19 protein-coding genes are annotated in these 24,133 nt (G+C 55.9%); 12 read left to right on the top strand and 7 right to left on the bottom strand.

Annotated features, from left to right (window positions below):
* Positions 1 to 70: 70 nt before the first annotated feature.
* Positions 71 to 250 (bottom strand): YjfB family protein, encoded by a 180-nt coding sequence (locus N7220_RS01120; RefSeq protein ID WP_283149633.1) that lies wholly within the window; start codon positions 248 to 250, stop codon positions 71 to 73.
* 158 nt (positions 251 to 408) lie between these two features.
* On the opposite strand from N7220_RS01120, the gene dnaE reads away from it, so the two are divergent.
* The 9 genes from dnaE (at position 409) to N7220_RS01165 (ending at position 14,026) form a co-directional block, all read left to right on the top strand.
* Entirely contained in the window at positions 409 to 3,849 is a 3,441-nt protein-coding gene (dnaE, locus tag N7220_RS01125) for a DNA polymerase III subunit alpha (RefSeq protein ID WP_283149634.1), read from the top strand.
* 222 nt (positions 3,850 to 4,071) lie between these two features.
* On the top strand, positions 4,072 to 6,369 hold the full coding sequence (locus N7220_RS01130; RefSeq protein WP_283149635.1) for an NADP-dependent malic enzyme: 2,298 nt from the start codon (positions 4,072 to 4,074) through the stop codon (positions 6,367 to 6,369).
* A 184-nt stretch (positions 6,370 to 6,553) separates the two neighbouring features.
* Positions 6,554 to 6,823, top strand: a complete 270-nt coding sequence (locus tag N7220_RS01135; protein WP_283149636.1) for a PhaM family polyhydroxyalkanoate granule multifunctional regulatory protein — start codon at positions 6,554 to 6,556, stop codon at positions 6,821 to 6,823.
* Positions 6,820 to 8,034, top strand: coding sequence for a murein transglycosylase A (mltA, locus tag N7220_RS01140; protein ID WP_283149637.1), 1,215 nt, complete (start codon positions 6,820 to 6,822; stop codon positions 8,032 to 8,034). The genes N7220_RS01135 and mltA overlap by 4 nt, the downstream gene beginning before the upstream one ends.
* 261 nt (positions 8,035 to 8,295) lie before the next feature.
* Positions 8,296 to 9,765, top strand: a complete 1,470-nt coding sequence (gene trpE / locus N7220_RS01145; protein ID WP_283149638.1) for an anthranilate synthase component I — start codon at positions 8,296 to 8,298, stop codon at positions 9,763 to 9,765.
* 27 nt (positions 9,766 to 9,792) lie between these two features.
* The gene (gene pabA / locus N7220_RS01150) at positions 9,793 to 10,362 is read left to right on the top strand and encodes an aminodeoxychorismate/anthranilate synthase component II (protein ID WP_283149639.1); all 570 of its coding nucleotides are present in this window, start codon (positions 9,793 to 9,795) and stop codon (positions 10,360 to 10,362) included.
* A gap of 55 nt (positions 10,363 to 10,417) precedes the next feature.
* Positions 10,418 to 11,449 (top strand): anthranilate phosphoribosyltransferase, encoded by a 1,032-nt coding sequence (gene trpD / locus N7220_RS01155; protein WP_283149640.1) that lies wholly within the window; start codon positions 10,418 to 10,420, stop codon positions 11,447 to 11,449.
* A 6-nt stretch (positions 11,450 to 11,455) separates the two neighbouring features.
* Positions 11,456 to 12,244, top strand: coding sequence for an indole-3-glycerol phosphate synthase TrpC (gene trpC / locus N7220_RS01160; protein WP_283149641.1), 789 nt, complete (start codon positions 11,456 to 11,458; stop codon positions 12,242 to 12,244).
* A gap of 576 nt (positions 12,245 to 12,820) precedes the next feature.
* Positions 12,821 to 14,026, top strand: coding sequence for a porin (locus N7220_RS01165; RefSeq protein ID WP_283149642.1), 1,206 nt, complete (start codon positions 12,821 to 12,823; stop codon positions 14,024 to 14,026).
* 190 nt (positions 14,027 to 14,216) lie between these two features.
* Here the strand turns inward: N7220_RS01165 and N7220_RS01170 are convergent, their stop codons facing one another.
* The 5 genes from N7220_RS01170 to N7220_RS01190 all read right to left on the bottom strand — a co-directional run bounded on the left by N7220_RS01170 (position 14,217) and on the right by N7220_RS01190 (position 20,241).
* Complete coding sequence (locus N7220_RS01170) at positions 14,217 to 15,107, bottom strand: L,D-transpeptidase family protein (RefSeq protein WP_283149643.1); 891 nt, start codon at positions 15,105 to 15,107, stop codon at positions 14,217 to 14,219.
* Between the two features lie 69 nt (positions 15,108 to 15,176).
* Positions 15,177 to 16,922 carry a glycoside hydrolase family 18 protein gene (locus tag N7220_RS01175; protein ID WP_283149644.1) on the bottom strand — a complete coding sequence of 582 codons (1,746 nt, stop codon included), beginning with the start codon at positions 16,920 to 16,922 and terminating at the stop codon, positions 15,177 to 15,179.
* Between the two features lie 225 nt (positions 16,923 to 17,147).
* Positions 17,148 to 17,699, bottom strand: coding sequence for a tRNA adenosine(34) deaminase TadA (tadA, locus tag N7220_RS01180; RefSeq protein ID WP_283149645.1), 552 nt, complete (start codon positions 17,697 to 17,699; stop codon positions 17,148 to 17,150).
* A complete protein-coding gene (gene recN, locus N7220_RS01185; RefSeq protein WP_283149646.1) occupies positions 17,692 to 19,350 on the bottom strand; it encodes a DNA repair protein RecN in 1,659 nt (552 codons plus the stop codon). Before recN ends, tadA begins: the two co-directional genes overlap by 8 nt.
* Positions 19,351 to 19,362: 12 nt before the next feature.
* On the bottom strand, positions 19,363 to 20,241 hold the full coding sequence (locus tag N7220_RS01190) for an NAD kinase (protein ID WP_283149647.1): 879 nt from the start codon (positions 20,239 to 20,241) through the stop codon (positions 19,363 to 19,365).
* 141 nt (positions 20,242 to 20,382) lie between these two features.
* On the opposite strand from N7220_RS01190, the gene hrcA reads away from it, so the two are divergent.
* The 3 genes from hrcA (at position 20,383) to mltB (ending at position 23,145) form a co-directional block, all read left to right on the top strand.
* Entirely contained in the window at positions 20,383 to 21,393 is a 1,011-nt protein-coding gene (hrcA, locus tag N7220_RS01195; protein WP_283149648.1) for a heat-inducible transcriptional repressor HrcA, read from the top strand.
* Positions 21,390 to 21,908 carry a GNAT family N-acetyltransferase gene (locus N7220_RS01200; protein WP_283149649.1) on the top strand — a complete coding sequence of 173 codons (519 nt, stop codon included), beginning with the start codon at positions 21,390 to 21,392 and terminating at the stop codon, positions 21,906 to 21,908. The genes hrcA and N7220_RS01200 overlap by 4 nt, the downstream gene beginning before the upstream one ends.
* A gap of 154 nt (positions 21,909 to 22,062) precedes the next feature.
* Positions 22,063 to 23,145 carry a lytic murein transglycosylase B gene (gene mltB, locus N7220_RS01205; RefSeq protein ID WP_283149650.1) on the top strand — a complete coding sequence of 361 codons (1,083 nt, stop codon included), beginning with the start codon at positions 22,063 to 22,065 and terminating at the stop codon, positions 23,143 to 23,145.
* A gap of 212 nt (positions 23,146 to 23,357) precedes the next feature.
* Here the strand turns inward: mltB and rlmB are convergent, their stop codons facing one another.
* On the bottom strand, positions 23,358 to 24,104 hold the full coding sequence (gene rlmB / locus N7220_RS01210) for a 23S rRNA (guanosine(2251)-2'-O)-methyltransferase RlmB (RefSeq protein WP_283151465.1): 747 nt from the start codon (positions 24,102 to 24,104) through the stop codon (positions 23,358 to 23,360).
* Between the last annotated feature and the right edge of the window lie 29 nt (positions 24,105 to 24,133).

A 24,133-nucleotide genomic window follows, 5' to 3' on the forward strand; every position in this document is an offset into this window, starting at 1 on the left:
AAAACGACCCTCAGGTCGTATTTTTAATCCGGTGGCTGAACCACCAACTCACGCGCGGGGAGACTCCCCATTACGCCTTGGTATCTACCGCGTTGCCCAGATTAGTCGGGTTGTTATATTGCGGCACCGGCGGTAATGCCTGCAGCAAGCTCAGCGCTGCCGAGGCCTGCGCGTCGTTGGCTTTTTTCATTACCCCGACGCCAACAGCCACGTTGGTCGCTGCGGGTTGCAGAACCAGAGAATTTAGCAAGCTGCTTGCCGTTGATGCAGAAGATGCGGAATCCATAAAACACTCCCATTGATATCAACAACATAACGTAACTTTGGCCACCGAGCAAGCCAGAGGGATCCCACACGCGCACTCCTCGGGGCATGCCTGGCACGGCGAGGGGTGATAGAATCGGCGCTATGAATACCCCTGCATTTATCCATCTCCGCCTGCACTCCGAATTCTCTGTGACCGACGGCATCGTGCGCATTGACGACGCGGTAAGTCATGCCAAAGCGTTAGGCATGCCCGCTGTTGCCGTATCGGATCTGATGAACCTGTTTGGCATGGTCAAGTTGTATAAGTCCTGCCGCAGCGCCGGTCTCAAGCCCATTGTGGCGCTGGATACATGGATCGAAAACGAAGAAGACCGCGACAAACCGACCCGCGTGCTGTTCGTTGCGCGCGATCGCGGTGGTTACGGGCGCTTGTGCGAGTTGCTGACGCGGGCCTATCTGGAAAACCAGTATCGCGGACGGGCTGAGCTTAAAAAAGCGTGGCTGGATGAAGGCGACAACAGCGGTTTGCTGTGTCTGTCTGGCGCCCATCAGGGCGAAATCGGCCAAGCCTTGCTGAATGGCAATCTGGAAGGTGCCAGAGAGTTGGCGCAATGGTGGCACGCTCGCTTTCCAAATGCGTTTTACCTGGAACTGCAACGCACTGGCAAGCCAGAGTGCGAAGTCTCCGTGCAAGGCCATCTTGATCTTGCCTCCGAACTGGATTTGCCCGTCGTCGCAACCCATGCCATCCAGTTTATGGCACCGGACGATTTCAAGGCGCACGAAGCCCGGACTTGCATTGCGGAAGGCTACGTCGTCTCCGACAAACGCCGCCCGCGTAATTTTACTGAAGAGCAGTATTTCAAAACACCTGCTCAAATGCAGGAGTTATTCAGCGATATTCCGGAAGCGCTGGCCAACACCATTACCATCGCTCAGCGCTGCAATATCAATATCGTGCTGGGCAAAAATTTCTTGCCGCTGTTCCCTACTCCGGAAGGCATGACGCTGGATGACTTCCTGGTGCATCAGGCCAAAGAAGGCCTGGAGATGCGACTGGCGCAGCTGTATCCGGATCAGGCCCAGCGCGATGCCGAACGCCCGCGTTACCAGGAACGGCTGAAGTTTGAGACCGATACCATCATCCAGATGGGTTTTCCGGGCTACTTCCTGATCGTGGCCGACTTTATTATCTGGGCCAAGCAAAACGGCTGCCCGGTGGGGCCAGGCCGGGGTTCGGGCGCGGGTTCATTGGTGGCGTATTCGCTGGGTATTACGGACATCGATCCCACCGCCTACGCCCTGCTGTTCGAGCGCTTTTTGAACCCGGAACGGGTTTCCATGCCCGACTTTGATATCGACTTCTGCCAGGACAACCGGTGGCGTGTCATTGAATACGTGCGCGGCAAATATGGCGCCGAAGCGGTGAGCCAGATTGCCACTTTCGGGACCATGGCCGCCAAAGCGGTGGTGCGCGACGTGGGTCGTGTGCTCGATTTACCGTATATGTTTGTCGATGGCCTGTCCAAGTTGATTCCAGCTGCGCCAGGCAAGCAATACAGCCTGGACGATGCCACCGAAATGGTGCCAGAACTAGCCGTACGGGTGCAAAACGAAGAAGAAGTCGCCGAACTGTGGGAACTGGCCAAAAAGCTCGAAGGCCTCACCCGTAACATCGGCATGCATGCCGGGGGCGTATTGATTGCTCCGGGCCAGATCACCGACTTCTGCCCGGTATACCAAGCCAGCGGAGTGGATTCGTCACCCGTCTCCATGCTGGATAAAGATGACGTTGAGCAAGTCGGGCTGGTGAAGTTCGACTTTTTGGGCCTGCGAAATCTGACGATTATCGAACTGGCCCTGCAATATATCAAAGAGCAAACCGGCGAATACATCGACTTGATGAGTCTCGGTTTTGGCGATCAAGCGGCCTACCAGGTTTTCCGCGATGCCAATACAACTGCGGTATTTCAGGTTGAATCGGACGGCATGAAACGGCTGCTGGAAAAACTCCAGCCTGACCGTTTTGAAGACATTATCGCGGTCTTGGCACTCTACCGCCCGGGCCCGCTGGGTTCCGGCATGGTTGATACGTTTATCAACCGGAAAAAAGGTCTGGAGAAACCGGACTACTTCCACCCCGATCTGGAAAAGTGTCTGGAGCCAACCTATGGCGTGATCGTGTATCAAGAGCAGGTGATGCAGATTTCGCAGATTATCGGTGGCTACACGCTCGGTGGCGCGGATATGTTGCGCCGGGCCATGGGCAAGAAAAAGCCCGAAGAAATGGCCAAGCACCGGGCAACCATTGCCGAAGGTGCGGCGCAAAAAGGCTACAACCCGGCGCTGGCAGAAAACCTGTTCGACTTGATGACCAAGTTTGCCGAGTACGGCTTTAACAAGTCGCACACGGCCGCCTACGCGGTGGTGTCGTACCACACAGCATGGCTCAAGGCGCACCACACCGCCGCTTTCATGGCCGCGACCATGAGTTCGGAACTGGATAACACCGACCAGCTGAAGGTGTTCTACGACGATTGCATTGAGAAAAACAAACTCGAAATGCTGCCGCCGGACGTGAACCACAGCATGTACCGCTTTGTGCCAGTGGGTAAGCGGCAGATTCGTTATGCACTGGGCGCCATCAAGGGCGTCGGTGAAGGCGCGGTTAACATGATCGTGGCCGAGCGTGCAGCCAACGGTCCGTTTACCGATCTTTATGACTTCTGCATGCGCACCGACAAGAAAGAAGTCAACAAACGCGTGCTGGAAGCGCTGATTCGCGGCGGTGCGTTTGATGCGCTTGAACCCAATCGCGCGCAGCTGCTGGGCAACGTTGAGCAAGCCATGAGTCTGGCCGAGCACGCTGCTGCCAACGCCAATCAAGGCAGTCTGTTTGACGTGTTCGAGCCTTCTGCTGCGCCAACGGTGGAATGGATTACCGTTCCTGCGTGGGACGACAAAACCCGGCTGGCCGAAGAAAAACCGGCAATCGGGTTTTATCTGTCCGGTCACCCGTTTGACGCCTATGCCAAAGACGTCAAAGCCTTTATCAAAACCCGCCTGGATCGCTTGCAACCGCGTAAAGACATTCAGTTTGTCGCCGGGATTGTGATTGGTGTGCGCGTCAAAAATGGCGAGCGTGGGCGCATGGCGTTTGTGACGCTGGATGACGGTTTTGCCAAACAAGACGTCACCGTATATTCAGAGGTATTTGAAGCCAATCGCACCAAATTGACTGAAGATGCCTTGCTGGTCATCCCAGGCAAAATCAGTGAAGATCGCTTCTCTGGCGGCCTGCGTGTGATTGCGGACGGGGTTATGGACATCGCGGAAGCGCGCAGCCAGTTTGCGCAGGCACTTACGCTCAAATTCAACGGCAATGCCGACCCGGCCAAACTACGACAAGCGCTGGATAACTGGTCTGGCGGTGCTTGCCAGGTTGAAATCGAATATCACAATGACAACGCCAGTTGCCGGCTGGCTCTGGGCAATATCTGGCGCGTTACTTTGCATGACGATCTGGTGGGTTCACTGAAAACGTGGCTGGGTAATGATGCCGTTTCGATTCGTTTCTCATAGCACTACCAAACAAGGGGCCTCGCGCCCCTTGTTTGTTTTTCGGCTCCGGCGCTCCGTTTCAAACGCCCGCAGCCCAGAGGTCATCACGCTTTCCCTATTCGGCAAAACCCTGACTTGTTTTCGGCCGGGCAGACGTCCAGCATCACGCTAACCGCCATTTAGTTGATTCAAGCATTCAATCACCACTGACTACTACAAAGTTGAAAGGCATCGGAGTCGTACATGGATGAAGAACTGAATAAAAAAGCACTGGATTATCATCGCTTTCCCAAGCCCGGCAAGATCCAGGTCGTACCGACCAAGGCTCTGGCCAGCCAGCGCGATCTGGCACTGGCCTACTCCCCGGGCGTTGCTGCCGCATGTATGGCCATCGTCGAAGACCCGGCGGAAGCCCGCAACATGACCGCACGGGGCAACTTGGTCGCGGTGATTTCCAACGGCACCGCCGTACTCGGTCTGGGCAATATCGGTCCGCTAGCGGGCAAGCCAGTGATGGAAGGCAAAGGCGTATTGTTCAAGAAATTCGCAGGTATCGACGTATTTGATATCGAAGTCGCGGAAAACGACCCAGACAAGCTGGTTGAGATCATCGCATCGCTGGAACCCACTTTCGGCGGCATCAACCTGGAAGACATCAAGGCACCGGAGTGCTTCATCGTTGAACGCAAACTGCGTGAACGCATGAATATCCCGGTGTTCCACGACGATCAACACGGCACTGCCATCATTACCGGCGCCGCGGTAAAGAACGGCTTGCGTTACGTCGAAAAGAAGATCGAAAACGTCAAACTGGTCTGTTCCGGTGCTGGCGCGGCAGCGATTGCGTGTCTGGATTTGCTGGTTGGCATGGGCCTGAAACGCGAAAACGTACTGGTTTGCGACTCCAAAGGCGTGATCTACACCGGCCGTGACGAACGCCTGGATGAGACCAAAGCCCGCTACGTGCGTGACACCCCTGCCCGCACGCTGAGCGACGCGATTGATGGCGCGGATATTTTCCTGGGTTTGTCTGGCCCTGGCGTTGTGACTCAAGAAATGGTCACGCGCATGGCTGCCAAACCGCTGATTCTGGCGCTGGCCAACCCCGACCCCGAGATTGCTCCGCCGGCTGCCAAGGCCGTGCGCCCCGACGCCATTGTGTGTACTGGCCGCTCGGATTATCCGAATCAGGTTAATAATGTTTTGTGCTTCCCGTTCATTTTCCGTGGCGCGCTGGATGTCGGTGCCACCACGATCAATGAAGAAATGAAGCGCGCTGCAGTAACCGCCATCGCTGATCTGGCCCACGCGGAACAATCCGACGTGGTGGCCGATGCTTATGGTGGCCAGAGCCTGAAATTTGGCCCGGAATATCTGATTCCCAAACCGTTCGACCCACGCCTGATCATCAAGATCGCGCCTGCCGTTGCGCAGGCGGCCATGGATAGCGGCGTGGCCGAACGGCCGATCACCGATATGCACGCGTATATCGAAGACCTGACCCAGTTCGTCTACAAGTCCAACCTGTTTATGCGCCCGGTGTTCTCGGCCGCTCGCAAGAAGCAGGAACGCGTGGTGTATTGCGAGGGCGAAGACCAGCGCGTACTGCATGCCGTGCAAGAAGCCGTGGACATGAAGCTGTGTGTGCCGATTCTGATTGGCCGCCCGAAAGTCATCCTCAAGCGCATTGAGCACCTGGGTTTGCGTATCAAGCACGGCGTGGATTTTGAAATCTGCAATCCCGAACACGATCCGCGCTATCGCGAGTACTGGAAGCTGTACCACTCTCTAATGATGCGCAAGGGCGTGTCGGAAGAGCAGGCGCAACTGGAAGTGCGCGGCAAACCGACGCTGATTGGCGCATTGATGGTAAAACGCGGTGAAGCCGACGCGCTGATCTGTGGCCTGACCGGGCGCTATCACCAGCATCATTTCTATGTCACCAATGTACTTTGCCCCAAGCAAGGTGCGGCGACCACGGGTGCGATGAATGCGCTGCTGCTGCCAACCGGCAACATTTTCATTGCTGATACCTACGTCAACCAGGACCCGACTGCGGAACAACTGGCCGACATCACCTTGATGGCGGCAGAAGCGGTGCGCAATTTTGGCATCGCGCCCAAAGTCGCGCTGTTGTCGCACTCCAGTTTCGGCACGTCGGACAGCCCGTCCGCCCGCAAGATGCAAGCCACATTGCGGCTGGTGCGTGAACGCGCACCTGAACTGGAAATCGACGGAGAAATGCATGGTGACGCAGCCATTTCGGCGGAAATCCGTCAGCGCGTGTTCCCGCACTCCACGCTCAAGGGCGACGCCAATCTGTTGATCATGCCGAACCTGGATGCCGCGAACATCTCGTTCAACCTGCTCAAAATGACTGCGGGCGATGGCTTGACGGTGGGGCCAATCCTGCTGGGCATCCCGGCTACCGCGCATATCCTCACGCCAACGGCATCGGTCCGGCGCGTGGTGAACATGACGGCGCTGGCCTCGGTTGAGGCTGCAACACACGACAACGACGTCCAGTTGCATGTGGATTAAGTTGGCAAACCCTCAGCAAGTGGGGACGTAACCACCGCTCGCTGGCCAGGACAGGGCGAAAATCGCGGCAAATGCGGTTTTCGCCCTTATGCTTTGTAAAGTGGCCGTGCAGTCAGTCCAATGTTCTAATTGGTGATTGGTGATTGGTGATTGGTTTATTCAACGATGGCGACAAGGAGATGAGATGAGCGAATTCAATCCTGCAGATCCGTTCGGCTTTTTCACCCAGATGTGGAAAAACCCGCCCAGTGGCGCCAATCCATTCATGCCGCCACTCACCGAAGAAGAAATCGATCGCAAACTGGCGGAACTCAAAACGGTAGAGCAATGGCTTTCCGTGCAAGTGGGCATGTTGCAAATGACAGCCAAAACGCTGGAACTGCAAAAGGCCGGACTGGTCGCACTGCGACAGGGACTCGACCCCAAACCAGCCGACGGAGGCCATGGCGGATGAAATTGCAGCAAAAACAGAACAAACAAGACCACCTGTTCCAGAACTACGCCCTTTCCTGGCGCAGCGCCTTCATCGCGTGCTGCGCTGCCATTCTGGCTGCGTGTACCACCCCGCCGACGCAGCAACCTGGCCCCACTCCAACACCCACGCCAACTCCGCAGCCCGCCGCGGTGAAATACCAGAGTGTCAGCTGGAGCGACGTGCCAGCGACCACGGATGTTGAGATGGTCAACGGGTTCAACGCCTGGCGTAGTGGCTGCCCCAAACTGGCACGCAATGCTACGTGGGCGGCAACATGCAAGGATGCGGCCAACGTGCCGCAAGATGCCGGCGCGGTGCGCAGCTTCTTGCAGAACCGGTTACAGCCCTACGCGTTGCAAAATCCGGATGGCAGCCAGACTGGCTTGATTACCGGCTATTACGAGCCGGTTTATCCAGGTAGCCAAAGCAAAACCGCTAAAGCCACAGTGCCCGTTTACAGCGTGCCGGATGATCTGATCATCGTAGCGCTAGATGATCTTTATCCGGAACTCAAAGGCAAGCGCGTTCGCGGCAAGCTGCAGGGCCGCAAGCTGGTGCCCTACCCGGATGCAGCCAGCATTGGCGACAAAGGCGTAACCGCGCCGGTCTTGGCCTGGTTGCAAGACCCGATGGATTTGCAGTTTCTGCAGATTCAGGGCTCTGGCCGGGTGCGCTTGGCCGATGGCAGTCAAATGCGTCTGGCCTACGCCGATCAGAATGGCCAACCCTATAAGCCGATTGGCCGCTGGCTAGTCGAACAAGGTCAGTTGAAGTCCGGCCAGGTCAGCATGCAGGCGATCCGGGCATGGGCGACGGCTAATCCGAAACGGATTCCCGAATTACTTGCCAGCAATCCGAGCTATGTTTTTTTCCGCGTCTTGCCGCCCTCCAATGAAGGCCCACAAGGCGCGTTGGGTGTACCGCTAACAGCCGAATATAGCGCGGCGATTGATCCCAAGGCGGTGCCGCTGGGGAGCCTGATCTGGCTCTCTAGCACCCGCCCGGACAACAACAAGGCCATCAACCGGCCGCTGGCGGCACAAGATACCGGCGGCGCCATTGCCGGCGCCGTACGCGCCGACTTGTTCTGGGGCACTGGCGACGCCGCTGGCGAATTGGCTGGCCATACCAAACAGCAAGGGCGCATCTGGTTACTCTGGCCTAAAGAAGCGCCACCGCCGCAACCGTAGTCGGCGGATTGGAGTGGATAACAAGCACCAAAGGCTGGCCGGGACCACACATTCCGGCCAGCGTGCATCTGCGGGTTGACCAATTCCGGCAAGTTCGGCAAGATGAATCCCGAAATTCCTCTTCATTGTTTACGCAGACCTGATTACCAATATGGCATTCCACTCCAACGATATCTGGCTTGAATGGCGATGGCGTAGCTGCTGATAGCGGCCGCAAGCCTATTCGCTTTGTCTCAAACCATAATTCGTTCGGAGTAAGTCATGCTGACGCGTGAACAATTCGCAGCGCTCGCTGCACAAGGCTATAACCGTATTCCCGTTGTCCTCGAGCTGTTTGCCGATCTGGACACCCCTCTTTCTGTTTATCTCAAGCTGGCCAATCGTCCGTATTCCTATTTGCTGGAATCCGTCGTCGGTGGCGAGCGCTTTGGTCGTTATTCCTTCATCGGTTTGCCTGCACGTACTCGCCTGACGGTGAATGGCGAACATGTTGATGTAATCCACGACGACCGGATCATCGAAAGCTTTGATGGCAATCCGCTTGATTTCATCAATAGCTATCAGCAACGCTTTAAAGCCTCCATCCCGGCCAATATGCCGCGTTTTATTGGCGGGCTGGTCGGCTACTTTGGCTACGAAACCATCCGTTTTATCGAGCGCAAACTGGCGCACGTGCAAAAGCCGGATGTGATTGGTGCACCAGACATTCAATTGCTGTTATCTGAAGAACTGGCCGTTGTAGATAATCTCTCCGGCAAGCTCTATCTGGTGGTTTACGCCGACCCAGCCAAACCCGAAGCCTACGACAAAGCCGAAGCGCGCTTGTGGGAGCTACGCATGAAGCTGCGCGAGCCCGCACCGATGCCGTTGCAAGGCCCGGCAGAAAGCGTTACCACACCGAACTCGGAATTTGGCGAGGAGCGTTTCAAAGAGGCGATTGGCAAGGCCAAGGAATACATTCTGGATGGCGACATCATGCAAGTGGTGTTGTCGCAACGCATGCAATTGCCGTTCCATGAGTCGCCGCTCTCACTTTATCGTGCACTGCGCTCGCTCAATCCTTCGCCGTACATGTTCTTCTACCACTTTGGTGACATGCACGTCGTCGGCGCCTCGCCAGAGATTCTGGTGCGGCTGGAAGGTGAAACCATCACGGTGCGCCCGATTGCCGGCACCCGCCCACGCGGCAAAACACGGGAAGAAGATCAGGAGTTGGCCGCAGAACTACTGGCCGATCCCAAAGAGATTGCTGAACACGTCATGCTGATGGATCTGGGTCGCAACGACACCGGGCGTGTGGCGCAAATCGGCAGCGTGAAAGTGCTGGATCGCATGATCGTGGAAAAGTACTCCCACGTGATGCACATTGTTTCCAGTGTGGAAGGCAAGCTTAAACCGGGCCTTTCCAATATCGACGTGCTCAAGGCCACCTTCCCGGCTGGTACGGTTTCTGGTGCGCCCAAAGTGCGCGCCATGGAAATCATCGACGAACTGGAGCCAAGCAAGCGCGGGGTTTACTCCGGCGCAGTGGGTTATCTTGGCTTTAATGGCGACATGGACGTGGCCATTGCGCTGCGGACCGCCGTAGTAAAAAACAACACGCTTTATATGCAGGCGGGCGCCGGGATCGTGGCCGACTCCGTACCGCAAAGCGAATGGCAAGAGACGCTGAACAAGGCCCGCGCCGTATTGCGCGCTGCCGAGCTGGTTCAACGCGGCCTTGATGCCTGACTCTTACCGGATACTGGAGAACTCACCATGCTGTTGATGATCGACAACTACGACTCGTTTACCTATAACCTCGTGCAGTATTTTGGTGAACTGAAACAAGATGTTGTGGTGTACCGCAACGACGAAATCACCATCGAACAGATCGAAGCGCTGCAGCCGAAATACCTGGTCGTGTCGCCCGGGCCATGTACTCCGCTTGAGGCCGGTATTTCAGTCGCTGCCATTGAACACTTTGCCGGCAAGCTGCCGATCTTGGGCGTGTGCCTCGGGCATCAATCCATCGGTCAGGCTTATGGCGGCAAAATCGTGCACGCCCAAACCCTGATGCACGGTAAGACCTCGCCGGTCAGCCATACCAACAAGGGCGTGTTCAAAGACCTGCCCTCTCCGTTTACCGCCACCCGTTATCACTCTTTGGTGATCGAGCGCGAAAGCCTGCCCGACTGTCTGGAAGTGACGGCTTGGACTGAAGACGGCGAGATCATGGGCGTGCGCCATAAAACATTGCCGATCGAGGGCGTGCAGTTTCACCCTGAATCCATTTTGACCGAACACGGTCATCAGATGCTGGATAACTTCCTGAAGGAATGGGCCTGAGCCGCCGACTCAGCCAATACCGCTCGCGCTTTCCCATTCTCCAGGAGTTACCCGCATGACCATTACCGTCCAGGATGCCCTGAATCGGCTAATCGACCAGAACGAACTGTTTTACGATGAAATGCTGTTTTTGATGCGGCAGATCATGACTGGCCAGATGCCAGCGGTGCAAATCGCGGCCCTGCTAATGGGGCTGCGCACCAAGGTAGAGTCAGTTTCTGAAATTGCCGCCGCCGCGACCGTCATGCGCGAGTTTGCGCTGCCTGTTGCCATCGCAGACCGCACCCACCTGGTAGACATCGTCGGCACCGGTGGCGACAAGGCCCACACTTTCAATATCTCGACCACCGCGATGTTCGTGGTTGCTGCTGCTGGCGGGCGCGTAGCCAAGCACGGCAACCGCGCGGTGTCCTCCAGTAGCGGCAGCGCCGATGTGCTGGAAGCGCTGGGTCTGCGGCTGGATTTGACCGCAGAACAAGTCTCCGCCTGTATCGATAATGTGGGCGCCGGTTTCATGTTTGCACCGAGCCACCATAGTTCGATGAAGCATGTAGCCGCTGTGCGCAAGGAAATGGGCGTACGTACCATTTTCAATATTCTGGGCCCGCTGACCAATCCAGCTCAGGCCGAAAACCAGTTGATGGGTGTGTTCCATCCGGATCTGGTCGGTATTCAAGCACGCGTGTTACGCCAACTGGGTTCAAAGCATGTGCTGATCGTGCATGGCAAAGACGGGTTGGATGAGATCACCCTGTGTGACCAAACCCGGATTGCCGAATTGAAAGACGGCGAAATCCGCGAATACGATTTTGATCCGCGCGATCATGGTTTCAAGCTCTGCCATATCTCCGAGTTGCATGCGGGCGATGCTGTGCAGTCCAAAGCCATTGTTGAGGCCGTACTGAACGATGAAAGCGGCCCGTGCCGCGATATCGTGGTGCTGAACGCGGGCGCGGCAATTTATGCGGCCAATGTCGTGGACAGCCTGGCCGATGGTTTTGCGCTGGCTAGTGAAACCATCGCCAATGGCAAGGCCAAGGCCAAACTGGCCGAACTGATTCAATTTACCAAGCAATTCCCGGGTTGATTTGCCATGTCTGACATTCTGAAAAAAATCATTGCCACCAAAGTGGACGAAGTCGCCGCCGCGCGTAAAGCAATCCCCTTGCATGCGATTCGTGAAGAAGCCGAATCCAGCACCGATCAGCGCGATTTCGTCGGTGCATTGCGCGCCAAACACGCAGCCGGTAAAGCAGGTGTGATTGCGGAGGTTAAAAAGGCCAGCCCATCCAAAGGCATTATCCGCGCTGATTTTGTGCCCGCCGCGATTGCTGAAAGCTACGCCGAACATGGCGCAGCTTGTCTGTCAGTGCTGACTGATATCCATTATTTTCAAGGTAGCGCCGATTACCTCAAGGCCGCACGCGCAGCCTGCGAACTGCCTGCCCTGCGCAAAGATTTCATGATTGATGAATACCAGGTATTCGAAGCCCGCGCCTGGGGGGCCGACTGCATTTTGTTGATTGCAGCCGAATTGAGTCTGGCGCAAATGAAAGACCTGGAAGCCACCGCGCATGCGCTCGGCATGGCCGTTCTGGTTGAAGTACACAACGGTGATGAACTGGATCTGGCTCTGGAACTCAAAACGCCACTCGTTGGCGTCAATAATCGCAACCTGCGCACCTTTGAAGTCAGTCTGCAAACCACACTGGATTTGCTGCCGCGCATTGATGGCAACCGGATTGTTGTCACCGAAAGCGGCATTATGGATGCCAGCGACGTGGCATTAATGCGTGAGCACAATGTTCATACCTTCCTGGTCGGAGAAGCATTCATGCGCGCAGATAATCCTGGTAAAGCATTGGCAGGGTTATTTAGTTAAAGAGAGTCAAGCAACCAGCAACCGTTATCTCTTTACGGTTCAAAAACAGCACCGCCCGGGCATTTGTCCCGGGCGTTTTGCATTGAAACGGCCTTCAGGTTTGCCTTTTGTGGCGGATATTGTGGCTAATTGATTATTTATTAAGCGACACATAAGCGCTGTTAGCAGAGAGGGGTCTGATATCCACTCCCCTCATACCATTTTGTAGTTGTTTATTTACAACAACAACGCGTAAAACCAATGTCATTTTTTAGTGGTTATCCCCAATAAAAGGCCATTTCAGGGGCGTTTCTGCCACTTATAGGAATATAAAAACAAGTTATAAGACCCCTGAAACCTATAAATGTCATATTTCTGTCATCATACGGCCCTAGACTGGCGCCGGTTTCAGAAGAAGACGATTCGGTAAATGCCGAACAAACCAGTCAGAACGAAACCACGGTTTACTCGATCTTTCAGTGTGATCCGGCAATGTTAAATCCACGCCTTGTTGAGCGTATTTATCTAGCCAAGGTTTCAGAGTTGCAGATGTAATAAAAGCATCTGCATTGTTTTCCGCAAACGGAGATAGTTCAAATGAAAAAAATCATGGTTGCCGCACTGGCTGCTGCTTTCCTCACCCCGATCGCAATGGCCGATGTGACCATCTACGGTTCTATCCGCGCTGACGTTGAATATGACAGCTTTGGTGACCTGAACGGCAAGTCGCCAGCGGTCAGCAGCCAAACCCGTATTGTTGATTCCTCCTCGCGTATCGGCTTCAAGGGTACCGACAAGTGGGACAACGGCTGGACTGGCATTTGGCAACTTGAATCCGGTATCGGTGCAGCTGCAGCTTCTGCAGACAGCAACGGCACCAAGCCTAAGGGTTTCGGTGGCGGCGCTTGGGGCGGTCGTAACTCCTTCATCGGTTTTGTTGCGCCTGACTTCGGTACATTCCGCGCTGGTAACTTCGACAGCACCTACAAGAACGTGCTGACTTCCTCGAAGCTTTCGCCGCTGTTCGACGATTTCCTGGATTCGACCGACTATAAGGGCAAGAACGCAACGTTCTCCCAGTTGGCTACCCGCCTGAACGACAACCTGGCTTATGAGTCGGCAACCTGGGGTGGTTTCCAGATCCGTGCCAACGTTGGCCTGGATGGTTCCCCACAAGCTAGCGGCAGTGCGCCGATTTATAACATCGCAGCCCTGTACAACATCGGTGGCTTTAACGCATCCCTGGCATATCAATACGCCAAGGATCGCAACTTTGCTCAAGTTAGCGGCATTTCTGTGGCCGACACCACTGGCACAACAAATGCCACGACGGGCGCCACCACTTACAACATCGCTGACGGTGCCAAAGTTGAAGGTTACCAACTGGCTGCTGGCTACACCTTTGACTTCGGTCTGGGTCTGGGCGCAGGTTGGGAACATATCTCCAACGAAGAAGCTTCCTCATATGTTGCAACGGCTGCAACTCATGCCAAGAGCACCAGCTGGAACAACTACGTTGTGACAGGTAACTACTGGTTCAACCCGAAGTTTGAGCTGCAAGGTCTGTACAGCCGCTCGAACAAGGTTTACGGCGTTGACGATCTGACCGGCCAGCAGTACTCCTTGTCCGGCGTGTACTACCTGAGCAAGCAAACCCGTTGGTACACTTCTGCTGTTGGTCTGAAGAACGACGGCAAGACAACAGGTCAGCAGTTCTCGTTCCAGAACAACTCGGTTTCGCTGGTTGCCAAGAATGGCCAAACCTCGTACACCGTGCTGACAGGCCTGCGTTCGGATTTCTAATCTGAACTCAAGGTTTGCCACATTGCAGGAAAAAACCGGGGAAACCCGGTTTTTTCTTTTTCATCCCCTTGCGAGTGTCGTACACCAGCATAGCTGTCAGCCGTGCCGTCCAGCCCTACCCGTGACTTATGCGGCAGGCTTCTTGTCTGCGACGAAATAGCACTGCGCATACGCAATCCTGGCCACTCACTCAGGTTTGAGGCTGACCGAGCCAGTAGCGTAGCAATATGCCTTCCGGCAAGCACCGCACGATTTCGAAGTCAAGCGACTGAGCATTGGCAACAAATGCTGGAACAGTCAGGATACGCAGCTCAAACCACTGCCAACTGCGCGCACCCTCAATAATGGCGGCAAGCAATTGTTTCCAGTCCGGCACTGCACCCTCAGCCTCTGCTCGCCAAAGCATCAGCCCCATACTGCCTGTTAATGTTGCCAATGCAAGCAAGCGACCTTCTGCGCTCCATAGCGCCCATGCATCGGCACTGAGCGCGGGTACAGGAGATATCGGCATGGCAATTGTCATTGGATGCAAGTGTTGTTGCAGACCAGCCAATGCGTTCTGCGGGACATTTGCCACATATTGCTGCCGGGGCTCCGGCTCACCGTCCAACATCAAAACCTGGCAATCAGGTTTAACCAACTCAAACAGCTCCACCACATCCGCATTACGCATGCGCACGCAACCATGCGATGCAGGAATACCCATGGGCTGGTCGTCTGGGGTGCCGTGGATGTAGATATAGCGACGCATGCTGTCCACTTGCCCGAGCCGGTTGAACCCGGGCTGGCAGCCACTGAGCCAGAGAATGCGGCTGAGAATCCAGTCCCGCTCCGGATACTGTTCGGCCAGTTCTGGCGTGTGAACCTCACCGGTGGGGCGTCGTCCACGCAATACCGCGCCGATGGGCAGGCCGGCACCGATTTTTGCCCGGACCACGTGCAAGCCGCGCGGCGTTTGCATACTGCCCTGTTGCTCACCGATACCGGCGGCAGCGGTTGAGGCCTGGTATTGCTTGATGACTTGCTGTTGCTCATCCAGCAAACACAGTGTTTGTGCGGCCAGATCAATGACTATTTTCATGGTTTTTGCACCAACAAAACGGGGGCCATACAGCCCCCGTTTTTACTACTTGCACAATGGATTACCTGCTTAATGCTTGATCAGACCATTGTAGATGGTGCCGCTCAACTCACCGTCAGGCGTATCTTGAGAGATTTCCCAAGCCATCATACCGCCCAGCTTCATCTTTTTCACGTAGTCGATTTTGTCTTTCAGCACTTGTGGGTCGTCATAAACCCACGCTTCGTTGCCGGAAACCTTGACGATGGCTTTGGTCTTGTCGTCACGGAACACGTCGCCCGCCTTGGCTTTGACTTCGGCATAGGTGGCCACGCCTTCATCCGGCGTGCCCTTGGCCTTGGCTTTCACGGCCTGATGAATGCCGTGGTTGTCCATTGAGCCGGTCACCCAGCCGTAGCCATAGAACGGCACGCCTAATACCAGTTTGGCGGGCTGCACGCCTTTTTCGATATAGTCTTTGACTGCCATATCGATGGAGAGGCGATCTTTAGGCCCGGTGAACAGGTTGGATTGATAGCCAGTGGTGCTGTCCCAAGGACCGGCAAAGTCATAGGTCATCAGGTTGATCCAGTTCAGCGATTGCTGAATCTTGTCGCTTTCGATCGAACCATAAACCGACGACGAAGCGCTTGCCGCCACGGTCAACAAGTAACCTGGCTTGAGTGCATCCAGCTGTTTGCGGAATTCGGCCAGTAGCGCGGTGTAGTTCTTTGGGTCTTCATCGCGTACCACATTGCCTTCGTTACCAGCGCTGCCCGGGTATTCCCAGTCAATGTCGATGCCATCAAACACCCCGGCCGCCAAGCCATCTTTACCGGCGATATTGCCTTTGATGAAGGTATCTACGCAGGATTTAACGAATGCTTCACGGTTTTTTGGCAGAGCGGCATCGGAGAAATTCTTGGACCAAGTCCAGCCGCCCAGCGAAATCACCACTTTCAGATTCGGGTGTTTTTGCTTGAGTTGCTTAAGCTGATTCCAGTTACCGAATAGCCCGTTGGTGCCTGCATCAACCTTGCCATCGAGCGTGTGAGCGGCATCGATCACCGTTTTGTAATCAGCATCTGGATCACCCACTACGCATTTGTTATCGACCACATTGGCAAAGGCGTAGTTGATCACAGTTGCCTGACTGGCCGCACCGCTGGTTTCCAGGTTCTTTACGTAATAGCCGGATTTGGTCGGAGCCCAAGCCGGGTAGTAGGCCACGAACTGTGGTGAAGTCGGGGCTGCAACGCCACCAGCTACAACGGCAGCAGCGGCCGGTGCCTTGGCGTCCCCGCCACCGTCACCCTTTTCCACCAGTTTGAAATTGGCAAACAGCGAATCCCCAGCATCGCCATCACCATTGGTCCAATGTTCGAGGGCCAAATGGAAAGGGAACTTGCCTTTGAAGTCCAGGTTGTAGGTATTCCACTGCTTGTTATCTTTGAGCTTGTCCGCGCCGCCGCCCAGCTTGGCCGCACCGGCTAGCCAGTTGTCGCGACCGGGGAAGTCTGCGGTGTAACCCACTACGCCACCGCAGTTGGAGCTACACAGGCCAAGATAATCAAAGCTCAGTGTGTATTTCTTGCCTTCAGCAAACTGCACCTTGGAAAACATGTCGCCACCAAAGACTTTCTTGGTGAACTTCAATGCTTTTTGTCCGGGGCGCAACGGATCGTCAACGATCACCCCATGCATGGGCACTGTGCCGTCGCCGTTTTGACCGACCCACTGCGACAGATCGCCCTTGAAATCGTCCTGAAATACCACCGTATCTGCGTGCGCAAGCGCCGCTGCCACAAAAAATGGCAACAGTAATAGCCTTTTCATTCCGTCATCCTCGTTCGGGTTTTATGCCTGAGTTGCAAAGCAACTGGCGCCCTTGCTGCGCAACTGCCGCGGCCGTTTCGGGCACACCGTGTTCGCAATCTGTTTATGTTCTTACATGGTCACAGCTACGTCTTACGCGCAGCCATGGCCGCCACTCTAACATGGCAAAACGATGGCACGCGCATGCGCCTGGCATAGCGAGCAATTTGAGCAACACCCGTTGATTCAGGTCAGCGGAAGATCGGGATTGGCAGCGCTTTCCCGCTGCTGTTTTTGCAATTTGCGGCGTAGCGCAAAGAACGCCTTGAGCTGGGCGGAGGCCTCATCAGCCAGCAGTCCGCCAACCACTGCGGTGTGGTGATTAAGGCGGCGATCCGAAAAGGGGTTAATGACGCTACCTGCAGCACCCGTCTTGGGGTCGGTGGTGGCGTAGATGATACGAGCCAGTCGCGCATGCATCATCGCGCCTGCGCACATCAGGCAGGGCTCCAGCGTTACGTAGAGCTCGCACCCTGGTAGCCGGTAGTTACCCAGCGTCTGGGCCGCGGCGCGCAGCGCCAGCATTTCGGCATGGGCTGATGGATCATGCGTCGTAATCGGTTGATTACAGCCGCGCCCGATAATGCGACCCTCAAACACCACAACTGCGCCGACCGGCACTTCACCCAGTTCTTGCGCGCGCGCGGCTTCCAGCAAAGCTTCTTGCATGAAGCCGATTTGCGCTTCAGTCCACGATTCGGGCATTGCAGCAATAGGAAACAAAACCGGGTCAGACATGGCCAAGCAATTCTGCAGCGTGACGGCGCGTGGTTTCAGTGATCTCCACACCGCCGAGCATGCGGGCGATTTCTTCGACGCGGCCGACGTTATCCAGCGAGGCGACGTGGCTAACAATGCCTTCCTTGTTCTTGGCTTTGCTGACCAGATAATGCTGACCGCCGCATGCGGCGACTTGCGGCAGATGGGTAATGCACAGCACCTGATGCTTCTGCCCTAGCCCGGCCAGCATGCGGCCTACGATCTCGGCCACGCGCCCGCCGATGCCTACGTCCACCTCATCGAACACCAGCGTCGGCACGCCCGACAAAGCACTGGTGATGACCTGAATCCCCAAGCTGATTCGCGACAACTCACCGCCGGAAACAATCTTGCCCATGGCACGCGCCGGGGCATCGCCATGTGCAATCAGAAAATCCACATCTTCAAGGCCATGCGCACTGGGGACGGTGGCAGTCAGGGCCACTTCAAAGCGGCTATCAGCCAGCGCCAGTGGTTTCATTTCTGCGGTCACTGCCTTGGCAAACGCCGGGGCATGACGTTGACGCAGGGCGGATAGCTTGGCGGCGCTGGCCTCATAACGGGTTTGCGCCGCTTTGGCAGCTTGTTGCAAGCGCGCCAAGCCTTCGCCGCCACCCAGTTCATCCAGCCGGGCTGACCACTCCGCCAACACTACCGGCAAACGATCTGGCGGCTCAATCCGGTATTTGCGGGCCATGCTCCAGATGGCGTCGAGGCGTGACTCGACCTCAGCCAGACGCGAAGGGTCGAGTTCCAGATGATCTGCATAGCGGCGCAATTCGCTCACGGCCTCAGATAATTGGGCATCCACCCCGGCCAGCAACTCCAACGAGGGGTTGAGCAGTTCGTCATAACCTGCCAGTTCTTGCAGGCGGCGTGTAGCCCCACTCAGCCAGCCCTGGCAGTTTTCATCGTCATCGCTCAGGACTAACAACGCTGCTTGCACGCCATCAATGAGACTGGCGGCATGTTGCAGGCGTTTGTGTTCGCCTTGCAGTTCAACCCACTCGTTGTCGCCCAGCGCCAGTTCGGTCAGATCATTGATCTGCCACTGCAAGCGCTCACGTTCGGCTTCAAAGGCAGCCGCATTACGGCTCGCAGCGTCGAATTCTTCTTGTGCACGTTGCCATTGGCGCCAATCAGCAGTGACTTGGCTAGCCAGATCGCTGGCACCGGCAAAGGCATCGAATACATTGCGTTGAGTTTCTGGCCGCAACAGCAACTGGTGCGCGTGTTGGCCATGAATATCCACCAGCATCTCGCCCAGTGTTTTCAGTTGTGCCAGCGTGGCGGCGGTGCCATTGATAAAGGCTTTGCTTTTGCCTTGGGTATCCAGCGTGCGGCGCAAATTGACGATATCGGCATCGTCACCGGTGAGTTCGGCTTCGGCCAGCCAGTCTTTGGCGATTTTCAGATCGCTGATGTCAAATTCTGCGGCCAGCTCGGCCTTGTCGGTGCCGTGGCGCACCATCCCGACTTCGGCGCGGTCACCCAGCAGCAGGCCCAGCGCATCGATCACAATCGATTTGCCCGCGCCGGTTTCGCCGGTAAATACACTTAACCCGCCAGCGAAATCGAGCGCCAGCCGGTCAACAATCACGAAATTTTTCAGATTCAGAGAGAGCAGCATGGGTTTCGCAGGTCAGAGGAGCTTTTCGCCCCAGTGCAATTTGTCGCGCAGCATGTCGTAGTAGTTGTAACCCACCGGATGCAGGATGCGCAGCGTGTTGCGATGGCGGCGGATGATGACACGATCTTTCTCGCGCAATTCGCAATCGGCCTGATTATCAAAATAAACCCGGGCATCGGAATTACGCGTCAGCAGAAATTCAACTTCACTGGTGTCGTTGATCACAATTGGCCGGTTGGACAACGACTGCGGGCAGATCGGCACCAAGGTAATCGCGGGCAGGCTCGGATGCAGAATCGGGCCGCCAGACGCCAGAGCATACGCGGTAGAACCGGTGGGCGTGGAGACAATCAAGCCGTCGGAACGCTGGCTGTACACAAATTGCCGATCAATGAAGATTTCGAACTCGATCATGGCGCCGGTAGAGCCGCGGCTGAACACCACGTCGTTAAACGCGAGCGCCGTGGTCTGGTCTTTACTGCCTTCGCGCTTGACCACTGTTTCCAGCAAGATGCGCTCTTCGGGCACAAATGCGCCAGCCAGCATGCTGCCGATAGTTTGTTCCATATCCTTGAGCGGGATATCGGTCATGAAGCCCAGGCGGCCCTGGTTCACGCCAATGACCGGGATACGATACGGCGCAACCAACCGCGCCACGCCCAGCATGGTGCCGTCACCGCCCAGCACAATCACCAGGTCGGCCAGTTTGCCGATCGCCAGCCGATCCACCGTGGGGATATCGGTAATGCCATGTTCACTTGCTACTTCAGCTTCGATCAGCACGCGCACGCCCAGTGCCTGCAGCATCACCGACAGCTGACGCAACGGTCCACCCAGCGTAGGGGTGTTAAAGCGGCCGACCAGCACAATGGTTTTAAATAGGCTCTGCATGGCTTGATCCAGACAAATACGGCTGCATTTAACCACAAGGGGGTGGCGCTTGGCACTCTCGCTCCAGTTTGATAGACACGAGGCCAACAGATGATGGCGAGATAATTAACGCCAACCATCAATCCACATTAGAATCGGATCATGCTTAGCGATCGTGCACAAATCCTTCTGAAAACTCTGGTTGAGCGATATATCGCCGACGGCCAACCTGTCGGCTCGCGCGCCTTGTCGCAATATTCGGGTCTCGATATCAGTTCGGCCACCATCCGCAATGTGATGGTCGATCTGGAACAACTTGGTTTTGTAGCCAGCCCGCACACCTCGGCCGGGCGTATTCCCACGTCTTTGGGCTATCGCTTTTTTGTCGATAGTTTGATGGCAGTGCGTCCGCTGGACAAAATCGCCGTGGATGCAGGCAGCCTGCCACTGGATAACCCGCAACGCACTATCGCCGCCGCCTCCAACTTGTTGTCGCAACTCACCCATTTTGCCGGTGTGGTGATGTCGCCGCGTCGCCAGGATGCCGTACTCAAGCATATCGAGTTTCTGCCGCTGTCGGATAAACGTGTGTTGCTGATTCTGGTAACCAGTGATGGCGATGTGCAAAACCGCATCATCCAGACGAAAAATGGCTTCCCGCCTGGCGATCTGATCGAAGCGGCCAATTTTCTGAACGTGCATTGCACTGGCAAAACCTGGCGTGGCCTGCGTTCGTTTGTGGAAAACGAAGTCCGCGCGGTGAAGGGCCAGTTGGCCGAGTTGCTCAATACAGCTGTGTTGTACGGCCAGACTGTGCTGGGTGGCGAAGCCGAAGATCTGGTGATTTCCGGTGAACGCAACTTGCTCGATAGCGACGATCTGGCCGCCAACATGGGTCGTTTACGCCAGCTGTTTGAATTGTTTGAACGCAAGACCGCCCTGCTGCAACTGATGGAACTGGGGAATCGCGCTGAGGGTGTCCAGATATTTATTGGCGGCGAATCGGGTCTGGCGCCACTGGACGAATGCTCCATCATCACGGCGCCCTATCACGCCAACGGCCAGGTGATTGGCACGCTGGGAGTGATTGGTCCGACGCGCATGGCTTATGAACGCATCATCCCGATTGTGGATGTCACTGCTAAATTGTTATCCAGCGCGCTGTCCCAATGAACCCGGAAATTTGCCTGCGCCCCGCCCGTGCGGATGATGCCAGTTGCCTGGCTGCACTTGCCATTCAGGTGTGGCTGCATACTTATGCCACCGACGGCATCCGCCCGGCGCTGGCCGATTATGTGCTGACACAGTTCACGCCACAGCACTTCGAACACTGCATCAACAACACACGCCATCGTGTCATCGTTGCCGAGCAAGGCGAACATCTGCTGGGTTACGCTTTGCTGGACTTTGATTCATACCAGCCGGCGGTGCCGCACACCTCGACAGAACTGCAAAACTTGTATGTATTGCCCCACTTCGCTCGTCAAGGGATAGGCTCTGCCTTGCTCCACGCCTGTGCCAATGCCGCGCAAGACCAGGCCGCTGATGCCACTTACTGGTTATCGGTGAACAGTCAGAACCACAATGCCCTGGCGTTTTATGCAAGTCATCAGTTCGAGCAATATGGCACCTTGTTTTTTGAGCTCGATTCGGTAAGGTACGCCAACCAGATTCTGGCCACTGTCTGAATGGGTGCACGTCATCCGGCAACGCCTCTGGCGGGTATCAGAGTCATCAAGATCAAGTATAAATAACCCACAATACGTACATAACAACCGCATGCGCTGGCGACACCCGCCGCGCGCCAGTCAAACGCAGCACAACCCCATTTCCGGATCGCCCATGTTTTTGAAGTTACGCGCCGCCTTGTTTTCCGCCACCCTGCTGGCTTTTGTTCCCGCAATCAGCCACGCCGACACCGCGTTGTTGCAACGCCCGGAAGTCCAGAGTTATCTCGATAACCTGGCTGCCACTCAGGGTTTCAATCGCGACGACCTGACCGCGCTGTTTCAACAGGTGAATACCAAGCCGAGCATTATTACGGTGCTGGATCGCCCCTCTACTGGCCGCCCGTGGTACCAGTTCAAACAGAACTTCATCAACAACCAGCGCATTCTGGGTGGTGCCCGCTTTATGCGCCGCTATGCCGATACGCTGGATGCGGTGAGCGATAAATACGGTGTGCCTGCGGAAGTCATCACTTCCATTTTGGGTGTCGAAACACTGTATGGCCGCACCACCGGCACCTTCCGCGTGATTGATGCGCTGACCACCATCGCCTTCGATTACCCACGTCGCGCGGATTACTTCAAAGATCAACTCACCCAGTTCATGCTGCTGGCGCGAGAAGAAAACGAAAATCCGCTGACCTTTATGGGTTCCTATGCCGGTGCCATGGGCATGCCGCAATTCATGCCGTCCAGTTTCCGCGAATACGCAGTCGACTGGACTGGCGATCATCATCGAGATATCTGGGGCACACCGGAAGATGCCATTGCCAGCGTCGCCAACTTCCTGGCCGCTCACGGCTGGCAGCGTGATGGCGACACTTATGCCCCGGTGAACGTCAGCGCCGCCGAAGATGATCTGCTGGCAGATAAATTCAACCTGCATTACACCGTGGCCGAGTTGATGCAAAAAGGCGTGCAACCGCTCAGCGAAACCGACACCACCCAGCAAGCGGTGTTGTTCAGCCTGGAGACTGAAGCAGGCAACACCAGCTACTACATGGGCTTCAACAATTTTTACGTGGTAACGCGCTATAACCGCAGCACGTTGTACGCTACCGCTGTTTTGCAACTGGCAAACGCAATCAAGTCGGCCTACGACAACAATCTGGACCTGCAGGACACCTCAGCCAGCGACAGTAATAAAAGCAAAACCAAAGCCAAGTCGACGAAAAAAAATGCGGCTGGCTGGAATTGATTGCTGATCAGCGTAGCCCGGATAAAGCCGCTGGCGAGAATCCGGGGTTGCGATACAACCATTTGAAATAGATGCCTTGACCTCGCCGGCATCGCTCCCCGGATTCCCGCTTCGTTTCATCCGGGCTACAAGGACAGGCTGCGAGGGCAATAAAAAAGGACGGGTTATCCCGTCCTTTTTTATTGCTGGCAAAACCAGAAACCATCGCGCGATTACTTCGCCGCCATCGTCCGCTGGCGACGCGTCTCTGACAGCACGATCCCGCTGGCCACCGAGACATTCAAACTCTCCACCGAGCCGAACATCGGAATCGACACCAGTACATCGCAATGCTCGCGCGTCAGCCGGCGCATGCCATCACCTTCGCTACCCAGAACCCAAGCCAGCGGTCCGGTATTGCTGAAGTGATGTAGATCGGTATCGGCCTCGGCCGCTGTACCGGCGATCCAGATCTCGCGCTCCTGCAACTCACGCAGCGTACGCGCCAGATTGGTCACCATCACGTAGGGCACGACTTCCGCCGCGCCGCAGGCTACTTTGGATACGGTTGCGGTAATACCTACCGCTTTGTCTTTGGGCGCAATCACCGCATGCACACCCATCGCATCGGCCACGCGCAAACACGCACCCAGGTTATGCGGATCGGTAATGCCATCAAGCACCAGCAAGAATGGCGGCTCGTCCAGATCATCCAGCACATCATCTACGGTGATGTACGACTTGCCAGCGTCGATCAGCGCGGCTACACCTTGATGTTTGCCACCTGCGGTCAAGCCATCCAGGCGCTTGGTATCCACCAGCAAGACTTTGCAGCCCTGTGCTTCGGCCAGACGCGCCAGGTCTTTGGAGCGCTGATCCATGCGGGCGGCATTCAGGTAAAGCTCGATGACGCTATCGGGAAAGCGTTTAAGGCGCGAACCGACCGCGTGAAAACCGTGTATGACTTTGTGATCCATGATGCCTTGCCAGCAAGTGTGGCGGGTACTTT

The sequence above is a fragment of the Silvimonas soli genome, from assembly GCF_030035605.1.
Taxonomy (GTDB): domain Bacteria; phylum Pseudomonadota; class Gammaproteobacteria; order Burkholderiales; family Chitinibacteraceae; genus Silvimonas; species Silvimonas soli.